Raw genomic sequence first — 23,020 nt, forward strand, 5'->3', positions numbered from 1 at the left:
CCTTCAGACGCAGCGCCTCTTCAACCGAAATCTCGTCGAACGGGTTCATCGACATCTTCACATTCGCAAGCTCAACGCCTGACCCATCCGCCTTGACGCGGATCTTTACGTTGTAATCAACAACGCGTTTGACGGGCACCAGCAGTTTCATGGAATTCTCCTTGTGGTCAGCAGAGTGTGCGAAAACGATCGACCATCACGTCGAGAACCTCGCCGGGATCGCGTTTCCACCAGTTGTTTGCGGAAAAAATCTCGACCTCGCACGGGCCGGTATACCCTGCGCCTTCAACGTTCGCACGTATCGCCTTAAGATCGGCGACGCCATCGCCCATCATGCCGCGGTCCAGCAGCACGTCACGCGTGTCGGCGAGCCAGTCGCAGAGATGATAGCCGAAAATCCTGTCCTCGCCGGCGCGTCGCAGCTGAGCGCCCAAATCACTGTCCCACCAGACATGATAGACATCGATGGCAACGCCGAGGTTCGGCGCATCGACCGCATCGCAGATATCGAGGGCATCCCGCACCGTGGTCAGGCAAGAGCGGTTTCCGGCATAGGCAGGATTGAGGGGTTCCAGTGCCAGTTTGACCTTGCGTTCTGCCGCATAGGGTGCGAGATCGGCGACGCGGTCCGCCACGATCTTCAGGCTGTCGGCCGTGCCCTTGCTGGCAGGATGCACACCGCCCACGACAATCGTCAATACGGCAGCCCCGAGGCCTGCGGCCATGTCGATGGCGGCTTTCGCCTCGTCGAGAACGGCGATTTTGTCGATGGCATCCGTGCCGACGAGAAACGGCGTACGGCAAAGGCCAGCAACGGAGAGGCCAGCCTTGCGCGCCCGCTCACCGATCTGCACGGCTCCCAACCCGATCTCCCGCCGCCAGAAGACGATCGAGCCAAAGCCGCGCGCGGCGCAGGCATCGATGACGCGTTCCGGCTCCCATCCGGCGCCGCGGCCTTCGAGATTGTGACCGAGGCTCGCGGTGTTGAGCGCAAGCGCGGAATGGTCGCTTGAAAAATCACGCATCGTCACGCGCCATAGACGGAGAGCAGCTTTTTCACGCGTGCAACGGCAAGTTCCGGATCACGCAACAGCCCGCATTGATCGGCGAGGCGGAAGATCTCGGTGAAATAAGGCAGCGGCCGCATCGCCTGCGCGCCGTTCAACATCACGAAATGATCCTGGAAGCCATTCAGCCAGGCGAGGAAAACGACGCCCGTCTTGTAGTATTGCGTCGGCGCACGGAAAATCAGGCGCGCAAGCGGCACGGTTGGATCGAGCGTCGCGCGGAAGGCTGCCTTGTCGCCCTCGCCCAACCGCTCGACCGCATAGGCCGCGGCAGGTGCGAGCGGGTCGAAGATGCCAAGCAGTGCATGCGAAAACCCTTCACTGTCACCTTCGATGAGTTCAGGATAATTGAAGTCGTCGCCCGTATACATTTTCACGCCGGCCGGGAGCCGGCGGCGCATGGCGATCTCTTTCTCCTTGTCGAGGAGAGAAATCTTAATCCCGTCAACCTTGGCCACGTTCGCGTCGATGACGGCAAGTGCCGTCCCCATGGCGGGCTCGAATGCCGAGCCGCCCCAATAATTGGCGAGCTGCGGGTCGAACATATCCCCGAGCCAGTGCAGAATCACCGGCTCGTCGCAGGCGGAAATCACATCGGAATAGACCTTGAGGTAGTCCTCAGGCCCCTTCGCAACACGCACCAGGGCACGTGACGCCATGAGGATCAGGCGGCCACCGAGTTTTTGGATGGCCTCCGCCTGCTCCAGATAGGCTCGGCGGACGTCGTCCAGACGTGTCACTGTTGCAGGATCAAGATGATCCGTGCCGCAACCATTGGCCACGAGCGCATCCGGAAGCTCTTCGCGCGTGCGGCGAATCAGCTCCAGCGCACCCGGCCAATCAAGCCCCATGCCACGCTGGGCGGTGTCCATCGCCTCGGCAATGCCAAGGCCAAGCCCGGCGAGGTAGCGGCGAAACTCCATCGTCTTTGCCCAGTCCACCGTCGCACGGCCCGAGGGGTCGTTTGCGGTGAAGGGATCGGCGACGACATGGGCGGCGGAATAAACAACACGCGCCGGGTTTTTGCCGAGCGTTGCGGCCGCGATCGGTGTTCCGGCCAGGACATAATCGGTGCTGCGGCCGGCGGGGTCTGGAAGAGCAATTTTCATGGTGAAGGACCTCAGAAGCGCGGAACGAGCATGCCGGCATCGGCCGGGATCGTTAGTCCGGTGGTGTAGGGAAGCCGCCCGGTGGCCAGCGATGCGATCAGCTTGCCGACTTCGGCCGGCTCCCCGACGCGCGGAAAGAGCGTGAGGCCCTGGGCGGCGCGCTCGCGGTAGGTGTCGATTACGGGAGCTGTCATTTCGGTCGCGATCAGGCCGGGCTGGACATCATAGACGGCAATGTTCTCCCGCCCGAGCCGGACGGCAAGGGTCTTGGACACCATCGACGCCGCAGCTTTCGAGGCGCAATATTCAGAGCGCTGTTCTGCGACCGCCACGGCGTTCGACGAGGTGACGTTGACGATCGAATAGAACTGGGAGGAGCGAGGGCGCGCAAGCACGCGGCGCGCGAAGGCTTGGCTCAGGAAGAACATGGCTTTCGTGTTGACGGAAAAGCAGCGGTCCCAGCTTTCCTCCGAGACCTCCAGCATATCGCCGCGCCTGAGCACACCGACGCCGGCATTGTTGACCAGCGTGGTGAGTGGCCCGAGTTTCTGCTCGATCGCATCGAATGCCGCATCGTGCCCACCGATCGCCGCGACGTCGAATGCCGCGGCAGCGACCGGAACGTCATAGGTGGCGATGCGCGCGACAGCAGCGGCAAGCTCGGCGTCTTCGACGGGCCCGTTGACGGCAATCGCAAAGCCTTCGCGCGCCAGAGCCTCCGCAACGGCAAGACCGATGCCGCGGGATGAGCCGGTGACCAGCGCCGCCGGCCGATTGTCAGCAGCACTCATGCCCTTGCCCCCTTTTTCAGGAGTTCGCGCGCGATGATCATGCGCTGGATCTGGTTCGTACCTTCGTAGATCTGCGTGATCTTCGCATCGCGATAAAGACGCTCCACTTCGAAGCCGCGGATATAGCCGGAGCCACCAAAGACCTGCACGGCATCGGCGGTGCGCTGCACGGCCATGTCGCCGGCAAAGCATTTTGCGATGGAGCAGGCTTTCGTCGCATCCGCACCGCTGTCGATTTTGGATGCTGCGGAATGGACCAGCAGGCGCGCGGCCTCGATGTCCTTCGCCATGTCGGCGAGCAGCCATTGCACACCCTGGAAATCGGAGATCGCCTTGCCGAATTGCTTACGCGTGCCAGCATAATCCAGCGCCGCCTCGAGGCCGGCCTGCGCGATGCCGACCGCGAGCGAGGCGATGCCGACGCGCCCCTTGTCGAGCACCGACATCATCATGTGGAAACCGCGGCCTTCCGTGCCGAGCAGGGCATCGGCCGGCAGGCGAACGTCCGAGAAATTCAGCGCGCCGACCTGGCTGGCACGCTGGCCCATCTTGTGTTCCTTCGGCCCCTTTTCGACACCATCGGCATGGAGGTCGACGATGAAAATCGACATGCCACGGTTGCCGGCATCCTTGTCGGTCCGGGCCAGAACGAAACCGTAGTCGGCAACCGGCGCGTTGTGAATCCAGATCTTGCCACCGTTCAGCCGCCAGCCGTTCCCGTCACGCGCCGCGGTGGTGCGAATGCCGGAGACATCCGTGCCGGCTTCGGGCTCCGTGATGCAATAGGCAACCTTCGAGCGCATGCCGAGAATTTCCGGCAGCAGCGCCTGCTGGCTTTCCGTGCCATGGCGCACGAGGAGGCTCGATATCAGTTCGATCAGTCCGCACTGGTCGGCGACCGAGGCATAGCCGCGACTCAATTCCTCCATAACGAGCGCGTAGGTCAGCGTATCGAAGCCCGGCCCGCCGAGAGCCTCCGGCACGCCTATGCCGAAAAGGCCAAGCTTCGCCATTTCCTCATAGAGCTCGGCGGGAAAACGCTCTTCCCGGTCAAGTTCCTCCGCCAAAGGACGGATCGTTTCGTCAGCAAAGGCGCGCGCCATCTCGCGCACCTGCTCCTGCGTTTCGGTGAGATACATCTGCCTCGTCTCGCAACTAGTAACTATCTAGTTACATACATTCGGCGATTGGCGAACGTCAAGACGGAAAAATTCACGCGGGCTGAATGTCACTGCTTGCACAGCCGTTTGGGGCTGTGCATATTATTCACTATTCAGTTACTTATGGAGGAAAGCATGCACCCGGGAGAAAAGCGAAAATTTGGCCGGACAGACCTTGAGGTTACCGCCTTTGGCTTCGGCACGGCGCCGCTCGGCAATATTTTCCGCGAGATCGACGAGGCGACATCTCAGGATATGTTCGCGCGCGCCTGGGAAGCCGGCGTGCGATTCTTTGATACCGCCCCGATGTACGGTCATGGCCTTGCCGAACTGCGAACAAGTCATGCTCTCCGCTGGAAGAACCGTGACGATTTCGTGCTCGCATCCAAGGTGGGGCGCCTTCTGCGCCCGGCGCGGCGTGACACGATCAACTTCGCGCCGTGGACGAACGCCGCGCCCTTCACCATGCATTTCGACTACAGCTACGATGGCACCATGCGGGCGTTCGAGGACAGCCTGCAGCGGCTGGGGCTGGAACGCATGGATATGTGCTTCATACATGACATCGACGTTTTCACGCGGGGAAGCGAGCAGCCAGAAGTATTCGAGCAGGCGATGGACGGCGCGTGGCGGGCGCTGGAACGGTTGCGTTCGGAAAAGGTCGTGAAGGCGATCGGTGTCGGTGTCAACGAATGGCAGGTCTGCCATGACGCGCTTCTACGCCATGATTTCGACTGCTTCCTCCTGGCTGGCCGCTATACATTGCTTGAACAGGAAGCGCTGGATGCGTTCCTCCCGCTGTGCGAAGCACGCGGTGCTGCGGTCGTTGTCGGCGGTGGCTTCAACTCGGGTATCCTTGCCACGGGTGCGAAGGAGGGCGCGAAATACAATTATGCACCCGCACCCCGCGAGATCATGGAAAAGGTCGCGAAGATCGAAGCCGTATGCGCCGAGCATAGCGTGCCGCTTGCCGCAGCAGCGCTGCAATTCGTCGTCGCTCATCCTGCCGTTCCGTCCTTCATGGCGGGCACGCGCACGATCGAACAGTTGGACCAGAATCTCGCCTGGTTCTCCCACGCGATCCCGGCCGATTTCTGGGCGGACCTGAAGAAAAAAGGCCTCCTGCGCGAGGATGCGCCTGTTCCGGCGTAAACAGACATAAGCCCGCGTTGCGAAGGCATCGCGGGCCTCTAGCGCACCAGTATTGCCGTGAAGTCATAAGCGCCATCCGCAAAGGCACCCGGCATTGTCCTTCAACAGTCGATACCATCCGTATCGGCGGCCCGTTGCGAAGGCGACGTCCTCGCCTGCGGACGAGAGCGACATCTCGCGCCTCGGCCCTAAATGCAGTCCGGCAGAGTGACGGCATGCACGCCAGCGGCTTGCGCTCGTTGCGCCGCCGCCTCGCGGAGGCTACTTGCCGAAACGGGTCGGCCGTTTCTGCCGGTAGGCAGTCAGTCCTTCCGTCAGATCATCGGATGCAGCCGCCACGGCACCGGCTAAGGCTTCCACGACCCGCTCATTTTCCTCCCCTTCGGCGGCGTTGATCAGCATCTTTGTCAGTTCTGTCGCGCGCGGAGACCGTTTCAACACGCGTCCTGCGGCAGCTTCGGCGGCCGCAGCCCCCTCTCCCGTCGCGACGACCTTATCGACAAGGCCGGCGGCAAGCGCTTCTTGCGCGTTGTAGATCTCGCCGAAAAGCGCCATACGGCGAACGAGTTGCGTTCCGAAGCGACGAGAGGCGCGCTGCGTGCCGGACCAGCCGGGGATGATGCCGAGGCCGGGCTCCGGCTGGCCGATCTTCACATGCTCCTCGGCGATACGCAGGTCGGCACAGGCGGCGAGCTCCAGTCCACCACCGAGCGCGTGGCCATTCAGCACCGCGATCAACGGCACGGTAAGGCGTGCCAGTGCGTCAAATGCACCATGCCCGTCACGCAACCAGCGGCGCGAAAACGTTTCCGCGTCAAGGTTGCCCCACGCCTCGATATCACCACCCGCACAGAAGGACTTGCCGCCCTCGCCCGCGACAATTGCAACGCGGGCATCTGAGCGCTCGATGGTCCGGCAAGCCTTCAGCAGTGCGTCGATCATATCCTCATCGATAGCGTTCAGCTTTTCCGGGCGGCGCAGCGTGATCCGCGCGACATGTCCTTCGATGGAAAGATCGATACGCGGATCGCTCAAAGCGCCAGCCCCATGGTGTCTGCGCGAAACAGCGCATCGTCCATCACCTTGAGCGTTTTCGAAACTCGCAACGGCGTCGCGGCCTGATTGAGGACATCGCGCTGGAGATCAAGACCCGGCGCGATTTCGGTAACGATCAGCCCGTCCGCATCAAGCTCGATGACGCAACGTTCGGTGACATAGGTGATCTCCTGCCCCTGCGCCCGCGCGCGCTTGCCGGAAAAGCTAACCTGATCGACTTTCGGTACGAATTTTGCGATGCGCCCCTCCTTGTCGATGACCAGGCAGCCATCCTCCACATGCATCTTCGCGCCGGCATTGAAATTGCCCGAGAAGACGATCTTCTTCGCGCGTGAGGTGATGTCCACGAACCCGCCGGCGCCCGCCGTGCGGTGCGGCGTTGCCGCGAGCCGGCTGACATTGACCGAACCTTCGGCATCGATTTCGAGGAAGGATAGGAGCGAGCAATCGAACCCGCCCGCCTGGAAATAGCAAAACTGGTGCGGCGAGGCGACGAACGCCTCGGCATTGGAAGCGCAGCCAAATTTGAAATCGAGAAGCGGCACACCGCCCACGGCGCCCTGCTCGATCACCCAGGTGACTTTGCCGTGCAGCCCCTCCTCGATCAGGATGCGCGGCACATTGGCAGAAATGCCGAAACCGATGTTGACCGCCCAGCCATCCCTCAACTCCTGCGCCACACGCCGCGCGATGACCTTGCCGACATCGAGTTCCGGCAGCCGGAAGGTTTCGAGCGGGCGGAAGAGTTCACCTGAGATCGCCGGATCATAGGGCGTTGCCGTCGTCTGCAACTGGTCGGGCGCCTCGACGATCACGTCGACGAGAATGCCGGGGACGCGCACATCATGCGGACGCAAGGTTCCGCTTGCCGCGACGCGCTTGACCTGCGCGATGACGAGACCGCCGGAATTGCGCGCTGCGAGCGCCATTTCCATCGCGCCGAGGGTCGCGCCCTCCTGTTCGAAGGTGAGATTGCCCTTCTCGTCTGCGGTCGTCGCGCGGATGATCGCGACATCGGGGCGGATCGCCGGGAAGTGCAGCCAGTCTTCGCCTTCGAAGGTAACGCGCTTGACGAGCGGCGCGGCGCGCGCGCTGGCGTTCATTGCACAACCGTCCTGCTCAGGATCGACGAAGGTCTCCATGCCGACCTTCGTCAGCACGCCCGGGCGCTTGGCTGCCCCCTCCCGCAGCATGTCGAAGACGATTCCGGACGGCACGTTCCAGGCGGCCAGTTCCTCCTTGAGGATCATCTGCCAGATGAGCGGCGGCTCGGCATTGCTCGGACCGGAAGGATAGGAGCCCCCGATGATCTTCACCAGCATGCCGGGTTTGGCGATGTGATCCACACCACGCGTGCCGAAAAAATCGCCGGCAGCAATCGGATGGATGGAGGTAAGACCACGCGGATGGCCCTCGCTGTCGAAGCGCTCACCCAATGCCTTCAACACGGCGTCGGGGCAGCAAAGGCCGGAAGAAGAGTTCACAGCAACGACTGCTCCATCCCTGATAAGCCGGACAGCCTCCTGCGCAGTCTTCACCTTCTTCATTGCTGAATTCTCCGTTCTCGATTGCATTAAGTAACTAACTAGTTATACATTAATTTCTGCCGGGGCAATCCGCCAAGTGAGATTTTCGTGTTGGAAGAGACGCGATGAGGTCAGATCGCCCTGCAAAGGAGGAGGCATGAACATCTATTTCCAGAAGCAATTTCAGCGCGGTTTCGGCACATATCCATTGAAAGGCGACGAACTCCGCAATGCTATCGACGCCGCGATCGATGCCGGCTATCGGGCTTTCGATACGGCGCAGATGTATGGCAACGAGGCTGACACGGGCACGGCACTTGCAGCCTGCGGTGTTGCACGAGAGGAACTGTGCATCACGACGAAGGTGCATCCGGACAACTATTCGGAAGAGAAATTCCTGCCGTCGGTCCAGGCCAGCCTCAAGGCGCTGCAGATCGATCGCGTCGACGCCCTTCTGCTGCATTGGCCGCCCGTTGGCGGAGACGTGGCACCGTCCCTGCGCCTGCTGCAAACAGCCCGGGATCGCGGCCTCGCGGACACGATCGGCGTGTCGAACTATACGGCGCGCATGATGCATGTGGCGCGTGCTGTGATCGATGGGCCGCTTGTCACCAACCAGGTAGAGTTCCACCCACTGGTCGACCAGCGGAAACTGCTTGCTGCCGCATCGGAGACCGGCATTCCGCTCTCGTCCTATGCCTCGATTGCCCGCGGCGAAGTCTTCAAGCACGGCCTTTTCGCCGAGATCGGCAAAGCCTATGGCAAGTCGGCCGCGCAGATCGTCCTGCGCTGGATCCTTCAAAAGGGCGTGCCGCTGAACACGATGTCGACGAAACCGGAAAACATCAGAGCCAATTTCGACATTATGGATTTCACGCTGTCGTCCATCGACATGAATCGCATCGACGCTCTGAATGTCACCGGCTACCGCATCATCAAGCCGGGCCAGCTGCCCTGGGCTCCCGAATGGGACTAGATGCAAAAGGGCGGCCGCAAGGCCGCCCTTCTTATTTGTTGTGTCGATCGATCAAGCATTGCCGCGGATCATATCCGATGCCTTTTCCCCGATCATGATCGTCGCCGCATTGGTGTTGGAGCCGACAAGGCTCGGCATGGTGGAGCTGTCGCAGATGCGGATGCCATCAAGGCCGTGCACACGCAGTTGCGGATCGACCACCGACATCTCGTCCCGGCCCATCTTGCAGGTGCAGGTCGGGTGATAGGAGGTGCGGCCGTATTGACGCGCATAGGCCACATAGTCCGCTTCCGTCCGCACATTGCGGTCGGGGAAATGCAATGTCCTGATATATTTTTGCAGCGATGGCTGCGCAAAAATCTCCTGACTGATCTTCACGCCGTCGACCGAGATTTTTACGTCATCCGGGTCCGCAAGAAAGTTCGGATCAACGATCGGCAGGGCACGCGGATCAGCCGAGCGCAGGCTCACCGTTCCGCGTGACTTGGGCCGCAATGTGTAGGAGTTGAGCGTGATGCCGGAGGAACCTTTCGGCACGCCGGGGACGCCGGCCTCAGCGCCTGCGCCCGCCAGGAAATGGAACTGCAGATCGGGCGTCGGGTTCGCCTTGTCGCCATACCAGAACGCACCGCCCTCCACGACGTTCGACGTGATGGGGCCGGAGTTGAAAAGGGCGTACTGAATGCCCGCCCAGATCGACCAATGCAGCTTGTTGTACTTGTCGAGGCTGTCGTGGTTCTTGAGCTCTGCGACGATGTCGACGCCGAAGTGGTCCTGTAGGTTCTGCCCGACCCCGGCCATATCCTGCACGACATCGATGCCTTGGCTGCGCAGATGGTCCGCCGGACCGACGCCAGAGAGCATCATCAGCTTCGGCGTGCCAATGGCACCGGAGGTGAGAAGCACTTCGCTGTCCGCCCGCGCCACCGTGCGGCTTCCGCCAGCTTCATATTCGACACCGACAGCACGACGGCCTTCGAAAACCACGCGCAATACTAGCGCACCGGTGACGACCGTCAGGTTTGGACGTTTCAACGCCGGCCGCAGATAGCCGACGGCCGCCGAGCAGCGCCGGTTGTTGCGCGTGGTCGTCTGATAGACTCCTGCTCCCTCCTGCACCGGACCGTTGAAGTCCGGATTGTAGGGAATGCCGGCCTCCTGGCAGCTCTGTACGAAAGCGCGCGTCATACGCTGCGGTTCGGGGATATTCGAAACGCCGAGCGGGCCATCCGTTCCATGCCAGGCGCCGGAGAGGATGGAATTGCCTTCCGAGCGCAGGAAATACTTCTGGATGTCCTTGAAGCCCCAGCCTTCGGCACCTTCGTCCACCCAGCGGTCATAGTCACCGGGAACGCCGCGCGTAAAAACCTCTGCATTGATTGACGAGCCGCCGCCGAGCACCTTGGCCTGCGCATACAGGATCTCACGGTTGTTCGCATGCTTCTGGGGCGCGGTCCTCAGGCCCCAGGTCAGCGGCCCCGTCGTCATCTTGGCGAAGCCGACGGGCATATGAATAAGCGGATTGGTATCACGCCCGCCCGCCTCAATGAGGCAGACCCGGACGGAGGAATTTTCCGAGAGCCGTGCCGCCAGAACGCAGCCCGAAGTGCCGCCGCCGACGATCACATAATCATATCCCGTGGCCATCATGCGATCCAATGCGTGCGCTTGCCGATTTCGACATGAACGGACTTCACCTGCGTATATTCCTCCACACCATAGATGCCGGCTTCGCGGCCCCAGCCGGACTGCTTGAAACCACCAAGCGGCATTTCGGGGCCACCGGCCATGATCGTATTGACCCAGAAGCGCCCCGCCCGAACGCGGCGGCTCACCGTGAGCGCCTTGTCGATATTCTTCGTCCAGACGCTCGCGGCAAGCCCGTAAACCGTATCGTTGGCGAGCTGGATGGCTTCTTCAACCGTATCGAAATGCATGGAGCACAGAACGGGACCGAAAATCTCGTCGCGGGCGATCGCCATGTCGCTGGAGACGCCGGAGAAGAGCGTCGGCGCGATATATTGGCCCCGGCCGAGATCGACCGCCGCGCCGCCGGTCAGCAGCTTGGCGCCGCCCGCCTTGCCTTTTTCGATATAGTCGAGGATCGTCGCATTCTGCGCTTCGGTGGTGATGGCACCGACCTGCGTGCGCTCATCAAGAGGATCGCCGACGCGGATCTTCTTCATCTTCTCGACAAGCAGTTTTTCAAACTTTGCCGCCACTGAGCGCTCGACGATCAGACGTGAAGACGAGACGCAGCATTGCCCTGTGTTGAAGCTGATGCCGAAGGCAGCGCCATCGGCCGCATCTTCAAGATCGGAATCAGCAAAGACAATGATCGGGTTCTTGCCGCCCAGTTCGAGGCCGAGCTTCTTGAAGTTGCTGTCGGCGGCGGCGTGGACGCAGGACCGCCCGACGGCCGTCGAGCCGGTGAAGGAGAGCATGTCGACGTCGGGATGCTCGGAAAGCGCCTGGCCGATCGTGCGGCCGGAGCCGGTGATAACGTTGTAGACACCGGCCGGCAGGCCCGCCTCGGCCAGCACTTCGGCAAGCAGCAGCGTCGTCGCGGCGGTAACTTCCGAGGGCTTTACGACCATCGTGCAGCCCGACGCCAGAATGAAGGGTACGCGCTCGCAGAGGATGAGGAACGGGAAGTTCCACGGTGTGATCAGGCCGACGACGCCGATGGGTTCGCGCAGCACCATGCCGAAGAGATCGTCACCGAGCGAATTGAAGCTGTCGCCATGCAGCATGCGGGCGGCACCGGCACCCACTTCGAAACAGGCGATGCAATGGTCGATCTCGCCGCGCGCCTGGGAAATCGGCTTGCCGTTTTCCAAGGCTTCCCAGTAGGCAATCTCGTCGCGACGGCGGCGCAGGATTTCGGCGACGCGCAGCAGGACGCTGCCGCGTGCCGCCCCCGAAAGGCCAGCCCAGCGACGATCTTCGAAAGCCCGGCGCGCGGCGGCAACAGCGGCATTCAGATCATCGATCGTGCAACGCACCGTGCGCGTGACCGGCGTGCCGTGGCCCGGCGAAGCGCGCTCGAAGTGCTCCGCGCCATCCTTCCATTGCCCGTCGACAAAAAAGCCGAAGGTGCGCGCCGCTGTCGGGGCAGAAAGAAACTGGTTTTTCTGGTCCATGATATACCTCCACTTCGATAGGTCTTACGCCGCAATGGCGATCTGTGTCTTCAGGTCCTGCGGTCGGTCGCCGAGGCTTTCGAACGCCTCCTGGATCGCATCCAGCGGATAGCTAGCCTTGGTAAAATCATCGGTACGGAACCGGTTGTGCGACAGAAGGGTCAGCGCGTCGTACATATCCTGCCCCATGCCGGCCACGGACCCCTTGAGGCTGCCCTCCTCCAGAACCGTGCGAAGAATATCGATGGGGACCGTTTCGCCCGGCGGCGTAATGCCGAAGAAGGCGACATGCCCGCCGCGGCGCGTCAGATCGAAAGCCTGTTCATACAGCTTTCGATTGCCGACGCTTTCGATGACGATGTCCGCACCGAGTCCACCGGTCATGCGAAGCACGGTCGCTTTCAGCTCCGCCGGGTCGGAGATGGCGGAATCTGCGCCGGCTTCGAGCGCCATCCGGCAGCGATCGGCCGAAAGATCCGCAATGATGATGGGAGCGGCCCCTACAAGCCGCATCATCTGTACGTGCAGATTGCCGATCGGCCCTGCACCAAAGATGACCACTGACTGGCCGAACGAGATCCTCGCCTTGCGCGCGGCCCGAACGACGCAGGCAACCGGCTCTGTAAGGGCCAGAATCTCGTCGGAAATTGAAGCGCCGACTGGAATCGCGAGGCGGGCGGGTATGGCGACAAACTCGGCGAAAGCGCCGTCCCGGCCGATGCCGATCTGCGTGACTTCGGCACAGTTCAGCACCTCGTTGTGACGGCACCAGAAGCAGTTGCCGCAACCGATATTGATGTCGACAACGACGCGTGCGCCGACCGCAAGATGCCGAACATTTTCGCCACGCTCGGCGATCGTTCCGCAAAATTCGTGCCCTGGGACCAGCGGCAACTTGTCAGCGGCATAGTGACCGTTGAAGATGTGGATATCCGTGCCGCAGATGCCCGTGCGTGTCACCCGCACGAGAACATCCTCCGGCCCGATGATCGGCACCGGGACCTCGCGAAGTTCAAACCGCTTGGGCGCAGTCAGAACGGCAGCGCGCATCTTGCTCATCGCCCTCTCACTTTACAGTGCGCAGCTTGGCGCGGTCGATGGTCAGGGCAATGGCAACGATCAGCACGACGCCGAAGACCATCTGCTGGCGGGTCGCATCAATCTCGAAATAGAGCATCGAAGCGCGGATGACCGCGACGATGAGTGTACCGATCACCGTATTGACCACACCGCCTACACCGCCCGTCAACGGTGTGCCCCCGACGAGAACGGCAACGATGGCCGGCAGCAGAAAGCCGTTGGCGATGGTCGGCGCGCCGCCCGAAAGTTTCACGGCGAAGAGCAGGCCGGCGATTGCGGCGAGCGCGCCGGAGATAGCAAAAGCGAGGATCTTGTAACGCGCGACATTGAGACCTGAAGCGGCGGCGGCAAGTTCACCGGCACCGACGGCCTTCAAGGCGCGGCCGAGCGTTGTCCGGCGTTCGATGAAAAGGCAGATTGCAACGAGCACCGCGGCAATCAGCAGTTCATTCGGCACACCCCAGGTATGGCCGATCATCCAGCCAAAGGTTTCGTTGCGCTGCGTCGCATCCATGTTGAGCGCCCGCTGGCCGGAAAGCCATTGCGCAATCGAGAAAGCGATGCCGCCGACGGCGAGCGTCGAGATGAAAGATGGCACAAAAAGGCGTGTCGTGACGTAGCCCGAAAGCATGCCGAGCAGAAACCCCGCGACGACACAGAGAACTGCGACCCACGCCCCCATCGACGCGAGATAGACCGAGGCGACGACCGTCACCATGTTGGCCATGGACTGGGCCGAAAGATCGATGCCGCCGATATAGATGGCGAAGGTAAGCCCGAGCGCCATGATGAACAGCGGCACGATATCGCCGGCGATGCCGAGCAGGTTGGAAGGGCGAACGAAACCCGGATTGTTGATGCCGACGATCGCGACGAGCACGACCAGCGTGATCCAGGGCAGGTGCGGTTTGAGGCGCTGAATATCCATCTTGTCCCTCAGATCATGTAGTGCAGCAGGTCGAAGGGCGCGGGCTTGGCGCCCGGTTCGCATGCGAATTGCTTCTGCATGCGCCCGTCCTTGACGACGATGATGGTGTGCGACAGGCCGATCGCCTCTTCCAGCGTATCGGCGACGAGCACGATGCCGACGCCCGCCGCGCTCATCGCCCGGATCATGTCGTAGACGTCTTCCTTTGCGCCGATGTCGAGGCCGCGTGTCGGGTGGTCGAGCAGCATGATATCCGAGCCGCCTGACCGCCATTTGGCGAGCACGACCTTCTGCTGGTTGCCGCCCGAGAGATTGCCGCAATCGGCAAATTCCGAATGCGCCTTGATCGAGAGTTTCTTGATCCAGTCCCTGGCCAAGGCGCGCTCTTCGGCAACCCGAAGGACGCCGCTGGTCGAATGGTTCTTCATCTGCGAGAGCGTCATGTTCTCGTAGACATTCATGCCGGCAACGATGCCTTCGATCTTGCGCTCGCGCGGGACATAACCGACGCCGTGGGCGACGGATTGGCGCGGCGAATATCCATTCGCATCCGCGCCCTTGATCTTCAACTGACCGGACACGGGCGTCAGCATGCCGTAGATCGTGCGCAGGATTGCCTCCCGCCCGGAGCCTTCCGTGCCGACAAGGCAAAGCACCTCCCCGGCATGCACCTTGAATGAAATGTCGTGGATTCGGCCAGGCAGCCCGACACCCGCCATCTCTACCAGCACTTTCGACTGATCATACGGCTGCTGCAGATGCTCACGGTAATACTGCTTGTCGACGTTGCGGCCGACCATCTTATGCTGGATCGCCTCCGCCGTGGCGCCGCCACGTTCAACCACATCAACGACCTCTCCGTCTTTCATGACGTAAATGCGATCGGAGAGCTCCATCACTTCGTCCATGCGATGCGAGACGAAGATGAAGGAGGCACGGGTCGTCAGTTCCCGGACAAGCTTGAAGAGCAGCGCCACCTCGTCCTTGGAAAGAACGGACGTCGGCTCGTCGAGCAGTATGACGAGATCGCCCTTCACGCGCTCTTCCAGCGTCAGAACCTTGGCCAACTCGACGAGTTGACGCTGGACGAACGAAAGTTTCGACGTCACCATCGCCGGATCGATATCAAGCTTCACCTTGGCGAGCTGTGCCCTGGCCGCGCTCGCCATCGCCTTCCAGTCGACCACGCCGAAGCGTACGAACTGGCGCTCATAGCCAAGGAAGATGTTCTCCATAACCGTCAGGTTCGGGATCAGGGACTGCTCCTGGAACACCATCCCGATGCCCTTTTCCATCGCCTGGCGCGGATTGGAAAAACGCACGCCTGCACCATTGATGAGGATCTGGCCGCCATCTGGCTGGTAGGCGCCATAGATGACCTTCATCAACGTGGATTTGCCGGCGCCGTTCTCGCCCACAAGGCCGACGATCTCACCGCGCTTGATGTGGAAGTTGATGGACTTCAACGCGTGGACGCCCGGGAATTTTTTGTCGACGGATTTCAACTCGTACATGGTGCGCCTCACTTCACGAAGGAAACCATCTTGCGGTCGGTGGAAAGCACCACAGCAAGAATGACGAGGAGGCCGAGCACGCCGTCCTGAAGGAAATCGGGTAGGCCGATGACGACCATGCCATTGTCGATGACATTGACGATCAGCACGCCGACGAGCGCGTTCCACACACCGCCGATGCCCCCCCAGAGTGCCACACCGCCGACGACGACCGAGGTGATGGAGACGAACATGAAGTTCGCGCCGGTAACGGACTCCGCCTGCCCGATGCGCGCCACAACAAGGATAGCAGCGATGGCGTAGAAGACACCGGCCAGCGCAAAGCCCATCACACGGACACGCGTCACATTGAGCCCGGAGGCATGCGCGAGATCCTCACCACCGCCAACGGCGTAAAAGTTTCGGCCCAGCGTCGTGTGCGTCTGGATGAACCAGCCGATGAAGAGGAAAAATCCCGCCACATAGACCATCAGCGGAAAACCGAGCCAGCGCACCGTAAGAAGACCGCGGAAGGCTGCATCACTGACCTTGACGATATCGCCGCCGGTGAGCAGGATCGCCGCACCGGTACCGACAAAGCCCATGGCAAGGCTGGCCATGAAGGACGGAATCTTCAGCTTCACATGCACCAGCCCGTTCAAAAGGCCGATCAGGCCGCCCAGAACAAGCACAAGCGGAATGGCAATCCAACCCAGGCCGCCCAACGCGCCGCCGAGCTGTGCGAAGATGAAGGCAAAGGAGACAGCCGTCAGCGAGATCGTTCCTTCCATGGAAAGGTCGATCGATCCCATGACGATGATGAAAGTGACGCCGACGGCGACCATAAGGGCCGGGGCCGCCGCAATCGCGATACGGGCGAAATTCCGCAACGAAAAGAAGGTCGGGTTGAGCGCGGTGAAAAAGATCACCAGCGCGATCAGCACCAGGAGTGGCGCCCATTTTATCAAGGTTTCGCGCGATAGGCGACGTGTCACGTCAGACACCCCTCTTATGAAAGCTCGCAGGAGATGTGGCGGCAGCCTGTGCGGCTGCCGCGGTGCCTAGTCAGGACTTGTACTGAATCTGACCGTTCGACGGTCCCCAGAAGTCCTTCCAGTCGTAAGCCGGTACGGAATCAAGATACTTCGCCTTGAATTCCGCCGCATCCTTTGCCGTGACGAGGATCGTCGGGCCATAGAATTCACGGTGTTCCTTCGGCTCTTCCGACGGTTTGAAGGTGCCGATGGCGGCATGGTAGGCCAACGCCGCGCTGATGCCGCCGCCCCAATGCGGATTGGTGAAGACGGTGGCGAGAAGCTGGCCGTCCATGACCATCTGCACGGCTTCCAAATTGCCGTCATAAGCGACGATCGGCATGTTCTCGATACCCTCGGCGCGCAACGCCTCGATCACGCCGTAAGCGATGTTGTCATTGGCGCAATGCACACCCTTGATCTTGTCGCCATAGCGCGTAAGGAACGAGGCCATGAGGGCCGCGCCCTTCTGGGTGTCCCAATCGGCTGGCTGCGCGTCGAGTAGTTCGATCTTCGGAAAATCCTTCAAGGCATTCTTGAGACCGGCAAGGCGCTCAACTGCGGGATTGTTTGCTGCAATGCCGCCGAGATGGACCACACCGCCCTCTCCGCCCATGGCTTCAAAGAGGATGCGCGCGGTCTCTTCCGCGGGCTTTTCATCCGACCAGGTCATATGCGATACGTAGTTATCGCCGAAATCCCAGGGATGCAGATCGTCGGTCTTGTTCCAGATCGTCGAAATATAGGCGCCGGCGGCCTGGACGGCCTCGACGACCGGGCGAGCGTTGGGACTGTCATTGGCATCACAGGCAATGGCGCAATTGCCGTTGTTCTTCGCAAGGAAGGCCTTGATGTCGGCCAGCGACTTCTCCGTCGAGCCCTCGTTGATGAGGCTTACCAGCGCGCTCTTCGGTTTGCCGAGCGATTCCACGAAGGCCTCGCCGCCGGAGACGACGGAATTCCAGTAGGCCGATGCCCGGTCACGGTAGCTCCAGGCAATTGCGGGATCCGTCAGCGCGGCACGCGCACTTCCGCCGCCAAACAGGCCCGGCATTGCCGCCGCGCCCATGCCGGCTGCTGCAGCAAACAAAAAATTGCGGCGGCTAACCGTCTCGCGCTCGATGAAATCCTTGATAAAGGTCGACATTCTTTCCTCCCAAATCCCCGATTGAAACGCTTCCCGCGTTACCGCTCGCCCGACTGCGGCAAGGACGGCCTTGCACCCAGGTGAGGCGCTCCAGCGTGCCTCTCACGCCAATTAACGCACTAACTAGTTACTTCTTTAGTTTCGCGCAAGTCAAGTGGTTTTCAGTAGGATGACAACAGGCAATCGCGTCGACCGGCTTTGACGGATGGCAATGCGTGCGTGTATGAGTTGCAGGGAAGACATCGCGACTGCGCCAAAGGACAGGCTGAAAACATGACCGGAGAACAGACAAAGAAACCGGGACGCAAACCGCGCATTCGCGATGCCGAAGCCACCAAGGCGCGAATCCTTGATGCTGCCAAAAAAGAATTTGCGAAGAATGGCTTAGGCGGAGCGCGCGTCGATGACATCGCCGAGAAGGCGAAGGCCAACAAGCGCATGATCTACCACTATTTCGAGAGCAAGGAGGGCCTGTTCCAGACGGTTCTCGAAGACGCCTATCTCGACATCCGCAGCGCAGAGCAGAAGCTGCATCTGGAAGATCTGGATCCCAAGGTAGCGCTCGAAAAACTGGTGCGCTTCACCTGGGAATATTACCTGAAAAACCCTGAATTCCTGACGCTCGTCAACAGTGAGAACCTCCATCGCGCCAAACATCTCAAGAAATCGGAGATCATCAAGGTTTCAAGCCGCAAGCTTGTCAACATGGTCTCGAGCATTCTGGAGCGTGGCGTGACGGCGGGCATCTTCCGGGATGGCGTCGATCCGGTGCAGCTCAACATCACCATTGCTGCCGTCGGTTACTATTATCTGACGAACCGCTTCACCGGCACGATCATTTATGAGCGCGACCTTATGGCCAGGGATGCTCTGGAACAGCGCATCCAGTTCAATATCGAGACGATCATGCGGCTTGTAACGGTTTGAGATGAGCTGTCGGCAGCTTCATATTAAAACGTCGCCGGCCACAGCAACCCTTTCGAGGCCGTGAACCGCGTTTAATTTCCAGGCGTCGGTTTATATGAGGGCCGGAGAATCCTCTAGGATCGATCACCTGCAGTGGCGACATTCTCCAGCCGCCACACGAGGGCTGGTGCGCCTTGGCTCACCCATGGCCACTACAATGCTTGTCGCTATTAAGGATAGCATTGACGAACCGTCCAGCGACACTAGCTAAGGCGGCAGTCGGCAATGATGTTAGGGTATCATGGTAAAAGGCAGCCTGGAAAATAAACGCATTCTCATTTTGGAGGACGATCCTTTGCTCGCCCTCGACCTTGAGGATTACCTCACAGAGCAAGGGGCTACGGTGGTAGGCCCTGTCTCGAGCGTCGAGCTGGCTCTTGAGGCTGTCAAGAAGGGTATCGACGCTGCTGTGCTCGACCTCAATCTGCGGGGCGTGTATTCCTACCCTGTCATCGAGGTGCTGGCCGAAGCTGGCACACCGCTCGTCGTCTGTTCTGGATACGCTGAACTGCCGGACACAAGGATGGAACTAACCGACATTGTGCTCCTGCCGAAACCTTGCGACCTCAATATCCTGCAGAGCCGTCTGGCAGAGCAGATTGCCGAAGCATCCGGAAAATCCTCTTAGAGAGACATACGAAGGTCCTGTTTGAAAGCAGGCACGCCCAGCGGTCGTATCAAGCGGATAGGATCCTAGCCGTATCGCTCTCAGGCATCGTAAGATCAATCTGCGCCTTAAACCCATCGGGCGGGTAATGGAGGTTCGCCTGCCCGCCCAATTCATATTCGATATTGGCTTTTATGAGCCGGGTGCCGAACCCCTCCTCATCAGGGGCCTTAACGATTGGTCCGCCCCGCTCGGCCCAGTTCAGGCGCACCGATCGTCCCGAATCCGTCCTGTCGACGGTCCACGTAACAGAGACTCGTCCTTGATCATTCGCCAACGCACCGTATTTCGATGCGTTCGTCACGAGTTCGTTGAACACCATGCCAATGGAGAGCGCTGTCCTGGGATCGAGACGAACGAGATCGTGCCGTCCGATGTCGAAGCGCGAGAGATCCTTGTTATGGGGGCGAACTGCTCGCTGGAAAACGCTCAAAAGCTCGGTCTCGTCCCAATTCCCTTCGAATAGAAGCTCGTGCGCATCCGCCAGCGCCGAGACGCGGGCGGCAAGTTTTTCCTCGAACTCTGCCACCGACTTGCAATTGCGGCCGGTGCGGCGAATGAGTGAGAGCACGACAGCGAGATTGTTCTTCACGCGGTGGCTGAGCTCGCGGACCAGTAAGTCCTTCTGCAGCTCAATCCGCCTGCGCTCTGCCCGTTCACGTGCTTCGTTCAACGCGCGCGTCACGGCGGCGGGCAAGCGCGCGAGACGTTGCTTCAGAACGTAATCTGTCGCACCCTTGCGGAAGGCTTCGATGGCAGCGTCTTCACCGAGAACACCGGAGACGAAGATAAACGGCGCGTCGGGAGCAGAGGCGACGGCCAGGTCGAGCGCTGCCATCCCGTCAAAGTCGGGAAGAGAGAAGTCTGAAAGGATAATGTCGAAGGTGTCTTGTGCCAACGCTGCCTGATAAGCAGCGCGTGTCGCGACGCGCTTTACCTCAAAGGTTTCGTGCAGGCTCTCAAGTTGCGCTTCAATAAGTTCAGCATCGATGGTGCTGTCTTCCAGCAACAGGATACGCAGCATTTCGGCCATGTCAGTTCCCGCCCACCTGCCGCAGCTTCGGCGGGGGCTCGTTGAGAAGCGCCCAGAAGACGCCGAGATCCTGGATCGCCTTGAAGAACTGGTTGAATTCGACCGGCTTGACGACGAATGCGTTGACCCCGAGCTCGTAGCTTTTCACCAAATCCTGCTCTTCGCGGGAAGAGGTGAGCATGACGATCGGCACGTGACGCAGGTTTTCGTCGCGCTTCACTTTTTCGAGCACCTCCAGTCCATCGACTTTCGGCAGCTTGAGATCGAGGAGCACAACGGCGGGATCGCCGGCATCGCGGCCGGCGTGGGAACCGCTGAGATAGAGGAAATCCAACGCCTCGGCACCGTCCCGGGCAACCACGATGTCATTGGCGATCTGACACTTCTCAAGCGCCGTCAGGGTCAGTTCGAGATCCCGGGGATTATCTTCAACGAGCAAAATAGGCCTCAGTTCTGGCACGGATCACTCCTCAGGTAGCGCCGGTAAGGAAAAAGTGAAGCATGCGCCCTCGTCAATCTTGCCCATGGCGTCCACGCTGCCGCCATGCCGCTCGACGATGCGCTTGATGAGGGCAAGGCCGATACCCGTGCCCTCGAAATCCTCGCTTCGCTGCAGTCGCTGGAATACACCGAACAGTTTGGACTTGTAAGCCATGTCGAAGCCGACGCCGTTGTCGGCGATCCGATACAGCACGCCGTCGTCGGTCGCATTGGCGGATATCTTGATATGCGCCTCTTCACGCTGTCGCGTATATTTGACCGCATTGTCGATAAGATTGTACCAGACTTGCCGAAGGAGGGTGGCGTCCCCCGTCGCAACGGGCAGATGATCCACCTGCCATACGATCGAGCGGCCCGCCGTCTCCTCCGCAAGTCCTCGCCGCACCTCGGCGACGAGCTTGTTCATATCCACCTTGTCCGCGGAGATTGCCGCTCGACCGAGATGGGAGAACGTCAGGAGATCGTCGACGAGTTCACCTGCAGCAAGCGCCGAATCCGAAATCATCTGGAGATAATGGCGCGAGCGCTCGCCGAGATTTTTCTCCCGTTCCGTCAAAAGCTGTGAGAAGCCGACGATATGGCGGAACGGCGCCCGCAGGTCGTGCGAGATGGAATAGGAGAAAGCCTCCAATTCCCTGTTGGATTTCTGCAGGTCGGCGGCGAGCCTGGCCAGTTGCTCGGCCTTCTTCAGCACGATCTCCACGATCGAGGAGCGCAGGTCGCGGGCGGCGGCGATCTCTGCCGGGTGCCATGGCGCGCTCCTGCCGCGCACCATCTCGCGCCAGGCCTCGAACGACTTGCGAGGATGGATCCGTCCGCTCTCCTGCACCACCTTGTGCGGATTGCCGCCCCAAGTGACCGCCTTTACCACTTCCTGGCGGAACCAGATAAGCCAGCTGTCTTCCACTTCGGAAATGCGCAAGGCCAGGACACCGCAGGTGCCGTCGGTGAAGCCCTCGTCCTGTGGGAACTCCGAGGCGATCGAATCCGTAAAATAGAAATCGGTGGCTGCGCCGTGCTGCGAAAGGCGGCTGACCAGGCGCCTCACATGATGTTCTTCGGGGACCTCGCCGACAGGCAGGAAGCTTTCCTGCGACAGGATCGTCGCCCCGTGCGACCGGGTGAGTTCCAGCAACGCCGCCGGCGCGCCGGCCAAGCCTTCGTCCCACCGGCCTGCCTGCGCCATCGCGGCCAATAGCCCGGTGTGCACGCGCGCAAGCTCGACGCCGAGTGCCGCAGTCTCGGCCCGGCTGTCGGCGCTGATCCGCATGGCTAGGCTCTGAACCGCGAAATCGCAGGCCTCGCGGATATCGCTTGGGACGCGGTGGGGATTACGGCTGTGGCAGGACAGGAGACCCCAGAGCTTGCCGTCCACCATGACCGATATAGACATGGACGAGAGCGTGCCCATATTGCGCATATATTCGAGATGTATCGGCGACACGCTGCGAAGCTGCGTAAACGTCATGTCGATGCCCCCCGCGTCTCGCTGCTCTCCGAACGCAGTCAAGGGGACCGGGATGTAATTCGCATCGGGTATCAGACGTATGCGGTTGAGACTGTAGAGATTGCGTGCCTGCGCCGGAATATCGGCAGCGGGGAAACGCAGGCCGAGATAGGAAGGCAGGGTACCGTTGCCGGCTTCGGCCACGACATGGCCGTTCCAGTCGGGATCGAACCGATAGACGAGGGCCCGGTCGAAACCCGTCAGGTCGGCGATCAGGCAGGCGGTCGCTGAAAGTGCGTTCCCCAGCTCCTCGGTAGCCGTCATCTGCTGTGCGAAGCCGGTCAGACGGAAAAGAAGCTCGTTTTGAAAAACGGGCGTGCTGCGTTCGAACTCGACGATCAAGCGGCCCTGATGAACATGTGCCGCCATGTCCAAATCCGGATGCTGTAGCCGGGTACGGTAGGTATGCGTTCCGGTGGCCTGCCAATCACGCAAACCGGCCTCGACTGACCGGAGCAGTTCGATCGGCGTCCGGCCGGTGATACCCTCGAAATTGGCCGATGCCCACAGGAGAGCGAGGCCGTCGGGATCGAGGACGAGCAGAGATCCATGGGGTTGGATTGCGCCGGGAACATGAATCGGCTCGCGGGCGCAAGTATCCAGATCGCTTCGGCTCCCTGACATCGAATCCTCTCTCCCTACGCAATGCAGCGAACCCTAGCGATAATCGGGGTGGTGTAAACC

The 23,020-nt window shown here is 60.8% G+C and carries 20 protein-coding genes and 1 pseudogene; 4 read left to right on the top strand and 17 right to left on the bottom strand.

What is annotated here, in order from left to right; genetic code table 11:
* From D0Y60_RS14880 to D0Y60_RS14900, 5 genes and pseudogenes are all read right to left on the bottom strand, one after another.
* A pseudogene (locus D0Y60_RS14880) lies at positions 1-151 on the bottom strand (electron transfer flavoprotein subunit beta/FixA family protein); the annotation flags it as partial.
* A gap of 16 nt (positions 152-167) precedes the next feature.
* Positions 168-1,025, bottom strand: coding sequence for a sugar phosphate isomerase/epimerase family protein (locus D0Y60_RS14885; protein WP_117370757.1), 858 nt, complete (start codon positions 1,023-1,025; stop codon positions 168-170).
* 2 nt (positions 1,026-1,027) lie between these two features.
* A complete protein-coding gene (locus D0Y60_RS14890; protein ID WP_117370758.1) occupies positions 1,028-2,176 on the bottom strand; it encodes a dihydrodipicolinate synthase family protein in 1,149 nt (382 codons plus the stop codon).
* A gap of 11 nt (positions 2,177-2,187) precedes the next feature.
* A complete protein-coding gene (locus D0Y60_RS14895; protein WP_117370759.1) occupies positions 2,188-2,967 on the bottom strand; it encodes a 3-ketoacyl-ACP reductase in 780 nt (259 codons plus the stop codon).
* Complete coding sequence (locus tag D0Y60_RS14900) at positions 2,964-4,106, bottom strand: acyl-CoA dehydrogenase family protein (RefSeq protein WP_117370760.1); 1,143 nt, start codon at positions 4,104-4,106, stop codon at positions 2,964-2,966. The genes D0Y60_RS14895 and D0Y60_RS14900 overlap by 4 nt, the downstream gene beginning before the upstream one ends.
* Positions 4,107-4,262: 156 nt before the next feature.
* On the opposite strand from D0Y60_RS14900, the gene D0Y60_RS14905 reads away from it, so the two are divergent.
* Positions 4,263-5,279 (top strand): aldo/keto reductase, encoded by a 1,017-nt coding sequence (locus D0Y60_RS14905; protein ID WP_117370761.1) that lies wholly within the window; start codon positions 4,263-4,265, stop codon positions 5,277-5,279.
* Positions 5,280-5,540: 261 nt separating this feature from the next.
* Here the strand turns inward: D0Y60_RS14905 and D0Y60_RS14910 are convergent, their stop codons facing one another.
* Positions 5,541-6,314: an enoyl-CoA hydratase/isomerase family protein gene (locus D0Y60_RS14910; protein ID WP_117370762.1), complete on the bottom strand. Its 774-nt coding sequence runs from the start codon at positions 6,312-6,314 to the stop codon at positions 5,541-5,543.
* Complete coding sequence (locus D0Y60_RS14915; protein ID WP_117370763.1) at positions 6,311-7,882, bottom strand: acyl CoA:acetate/3-ketoacid CoA transferase; 1,572 nt, start codon at positions 7,880-7,882, stop codon at positions 6,311-6,313. Before D0Y60_RS14915 ends, D0Y60_RS14910 begins: the two co-directional genes overlap by 4 nt.
* Before the next feature lie 136 nt (positions 7,883-8,018).
* Here D0Y60_RS14915 and D0Y60_RS14920 point away from each other — a divergent pair, with 136 nt between their 5' ends.
* A complete protein-coding gene (locus D0Y60_RS14920; RefSeq protein ID WP_117370764.1) occupies positions 8,019-8,837 on the top strand; it encodes an aldo/keto reductase in 819 nt (272 codons plus the stop codon).
* Between the two features lie 51 nt (positions 8,838-8,888).
* Here D0Y60_RS14920 and D0Y60_RS14925 read toward each other — a convergent pair whose 3' ends face one another.
* The 7 genes from D0Y60_RS14925 to D0Y60_RS14955 form a co-directional block, all read right to left on the bottom strand.
* Positions 8,889-10,484 (bottom strand): GMC family oxidoreductase N-terminal domain-containing protein, encoded by a 1,596-nt coding sequence (locus tag D0Y60_RS14925; RefSeq protein WP_117370765.1) that lies wholly within the window; start codon positions 10,482-10,484, stop codon positions 8,889-8,891.
* Positions 10,484-11,980 carry an aldehyde dehydrogenase family protein gene (locus tag D0Y60_RS14930; RefSeq protein WP_117370766.1) on the bottom strand — a complete coding sequence of 499 codons (1,497 nt, stop codon included), beginning with the start codon at positions 11,978-11,980 and terminating at the stop codon, positions 10,484-10,486. The genes D0Y60_RS14925 and D0Y60_RS14930 overlap by 1 nt, the downstream gene beginning before the upstream one ends.
* A 24-nt stretch (positions 11,981-12,004) precedes the next feature.
* Positions 12,005-13,039 (bottom strand): alcohol dehydrogenase catalytic domain-containing protein, encoded by a 1,035-nt coding sequence (locus D0Y60_RS14935; protein WP_117370767.1) that lies wholly within the window; start codon positions 13,037-13,039, stop codon positions 12,005-12,007.
* A gap of 7 nt (positions 13,040-13,046) precedes the next feature.
* Positions 13,047-13,988 carry an ABC transporter permease gene (locus D0Y60_RS14940; RefSeq protein ID WP_117370768.1) on the bottom strand — a complete coding sequence of 314 codons (942 nt, stop codon included), beginning with the start codon at positions 13,986-13,988 and terminating at the stop codon, positions 13,047-13,049.
* Positions 13,989-13,996: 8 nt separating this feature from the next.
* Complete coding sequence (locus D0Y60_RS14945) at positions 13,997-15,502, bottom strand: sugar ABC transporter ATP-binding protein (RefSeq protein ID WP_117370769.1); 1,506 nt, start codon at positions 15,500-15,502, stop codon at positions 13,997-13,999.
* 8 nt (positions 15,503-15,510) lie between these two features.
* Positions 15,511-16,476, bottom strand: coding sequence for an ABC transporter permease (locus D0Y60_RS14950; RefSeq protein ID WP_117370770.1), 966 nt, complete (start codon positions 16,474-16,476; stop codon positions 15,511-15,513).
* A 70-nt stretch (positions 16,477-16,546) separates the two neighbouring features.
* Positions 16,547-17,662 carry a sugar ABC transporter substrate-binding protein gene (locus tag D0Y60_RS14955; protein WP_117370771.1) on the bottom strand — a complete coding sequence of 372 codons (1,116 nt, stop codon included), beginning with the start codon at positions 17,660-17,662 and terminating at the stop codon, positions 16,547-16,549.
* Positions 17,663-17,935: 273 nt separating this feature from the next.
* Between D0Y60_RS14955 and D0Y60_RS14960 the strand changes: the two genes are divergently transcribed.
* A complete protein-coding gene (locus D0Y60_RS14960; RefSeq protein ID WP_117370772.1) occupies positions 17,936-18,589 on the top strand; it encodes a TetR family transcriptional regulator in 654 nt (217 codons plus the stop codon).
* A 280-nt stretch (positions 18,590-18,869) separates the two neighbouring features.
* The gene (locus D0Y60_RS14965) at positions 18,870-19,256 is read left to right on the top strand and encodes a response regulator (RefSeq protein WP_117370773.1); all 387 of its coding nucleotides are present in this window, start codon (positions 18,870-18,872) and stop codon (positions 19,254-19,256) included.
* A gap of 49 nt (positions 19,257-19,305) precedes the next feature.
* Here the strand turns inward: D0Y60_RS14965 and D0Y60_RS14970 are convergent, their stop codons facing one another.
* Genes D0Y60_RS14970 through D0Y60_RS14980 form a run of 3 tightly spaced genes read right to left on the bottom strand, consistent with a single transcriptional unit; the run spans position 19,306 to position 22,960 of the window.
* Positions 19,306-20,328 (bottom strand): HWE histidine kinase domain-containing protein, encoded by a 1,023-nt coding sequence (locus tag D0Y60_RS14970; protein ID WP_245409189.1) that lies wholly within the window; start codon positions 20,326-20,328, stop codon positions 19,306-19,308.
* A 1-nt stretch (position 20,329) separates the two neighbouring features.
* The gene (locus D0Y60_RS14975) at positions 20,330-20,788 is read right to left on the bottom strand and encodes a response regulator (protein ID WP_117370774.1); all 459 of its coding nucleotides are present in this window, start codon (positions 20,786-20,788) and stop codon (positions 20,330-20,332) included.
* A 3-nt stretch (positions 20,789-20,791) separates the two neighbouring features.
* Positions 20,792-22,960: an ATP-binding protein gene (locus tag D0Y60_RS14980; RefSeq protein ID WP_117370775.1), complete on the bottom strand. Its 2,169-nt coding sequence runs from the start codon at positions 22,958-22,960 to the stop codon at positions 20,792-20,794.
* Positions 22,961-23,020: the final 60 nt, after the last annotated feature.

It is taken from the genome of Shinella sp. WSJ-2, from assembly GCF_003432075.1.
Lineage (GTDB): Bacteria > Pseudomonadota > Alphaproteobacteria > Rhizobiales > Rhizobiaceae > Shinella.

Bases quoted from the DNA above. Each gene is read 5' to 3' on its own strand.
- D0Y60_RS14885 (WP_117370757.1), bottom strand. From the start codon at position 1,025: ATGCGTGATTTTTCAAGCGACCATTCCGCGCTTGCGCTCAACACCGCG.
- D0Y60_RS14890 (WP_117370758.1), bottom strand. From the start codon at position 2,176: ATGAAAATTGCTCTTCCAGACCCCGCCGGCCGCAGCACCGATTATGTC.
- D0Y60_RS14895 (WP_117370759.1), bottom strand. From the start codon at position 2,967: ATGAGTGCTGCTGACAATCGGCCGGCGGCGCTGGTCACCGGCTCATCC.
- D0Y60_RS14900 (WP_117370760.1), bottom strand. From the start codon at position 4,106: ATGTATCTCACCGAAACGCAGGAGCAGGTGCGCGAGATGGCGCGCGCC.
- D0Y60_RS14905 (WP_117370761.1), top strand. From the start codon at position 4,263: ATGCACCCGGGAGAAAAGCGAAAATTTGGCCGGACAGACCTTGAGGTT.
- D0Y60_RS14915 (WP_117370763.1), bottom strand. From the start codon at position 7,882: ATGAAGAAGGTGAAGACTGCGCAGGAGGCTGTCCGGCTTATCAGGGAT.
- D0Y60_RS14920 (WP_117370764.1), top strand. From the start codon at position 8,019: ATGAACATCTATTTCCAGAAGCAATTTCAGCGCGGTTTCGGCACATAT.
- D0Y60_RS14925 (WP_117370765.1), bottom strand. From the start codon at position 10,484: ATGGCCACGGGATATGATTATGTGATCGTCGGCGGCGGCACTTCGGGC.
- D0Y60_RS14930 (WP_117370766.1), bottom strand. From the start codon at position 11,980: ATGGACCAGAAAAACCAGTTTCTTTCTGCCCCGACAGCGGCGCGCACC.
- D0Y60_RS14935 (WP_117370767.1), bottom strand. From the start codon at position 13,039: ATGAGCAAGATGCGCGCTGCCGTTCTGACTGCGCCCAAGCGGTTTGAA.
- D0Y60_RS14940 (WP_117370768.1), bottom strand. From the start codon at position 13,988: ATGGATATTCAGCGCCTCAAACCGCACCTGCCCTGGATCACGCTGGTC.
- D0Y60_RS14945 (WP_117370769.1), bottom strand. From the start codon at position 15,502: ATGTACGAGTTGAAATCCGTCGACAAAAAATTCCCGGGCGTCCACGCG.
- D0Y60_RS14955 (WP_117370771.1), bottom strand. From the start codon at position 17,662: ATGTCGACCTTTATCAAGGATTTCATCGAGCGCGAGACGGTTAGCCGC.
- D0Y60_RS14960 (WP_117370772.1), top strand. From the start codon at position 17,936: ATGACCGGAGAACAGACAAAGAAACCGGGACGCAAACCGCGCATTCGC.
- D0Y60_RS14965 (WP_117370773.1), top strand. From the start codon at position 18,870: ATGGTAAAAGGCAGCCTGGAAAATAAACGCATTCTCATTTTGGAGGAC.
- D0Y60_RS14970 (WP_245409189.1), bottom strand. From the start codon at position 20,328: ATGGCCGAAATGCTGCGTATCCTGTTGCTGGAAGACAGCACCATCGAT.
- D0Y60_RS14980 (WP_117370775.1), bottom strand. From the start codon at position 22,960: ATGTCAGGGAGCCGAAGCGATCTGGATACTTGCGCCCGCGAGCCGATT.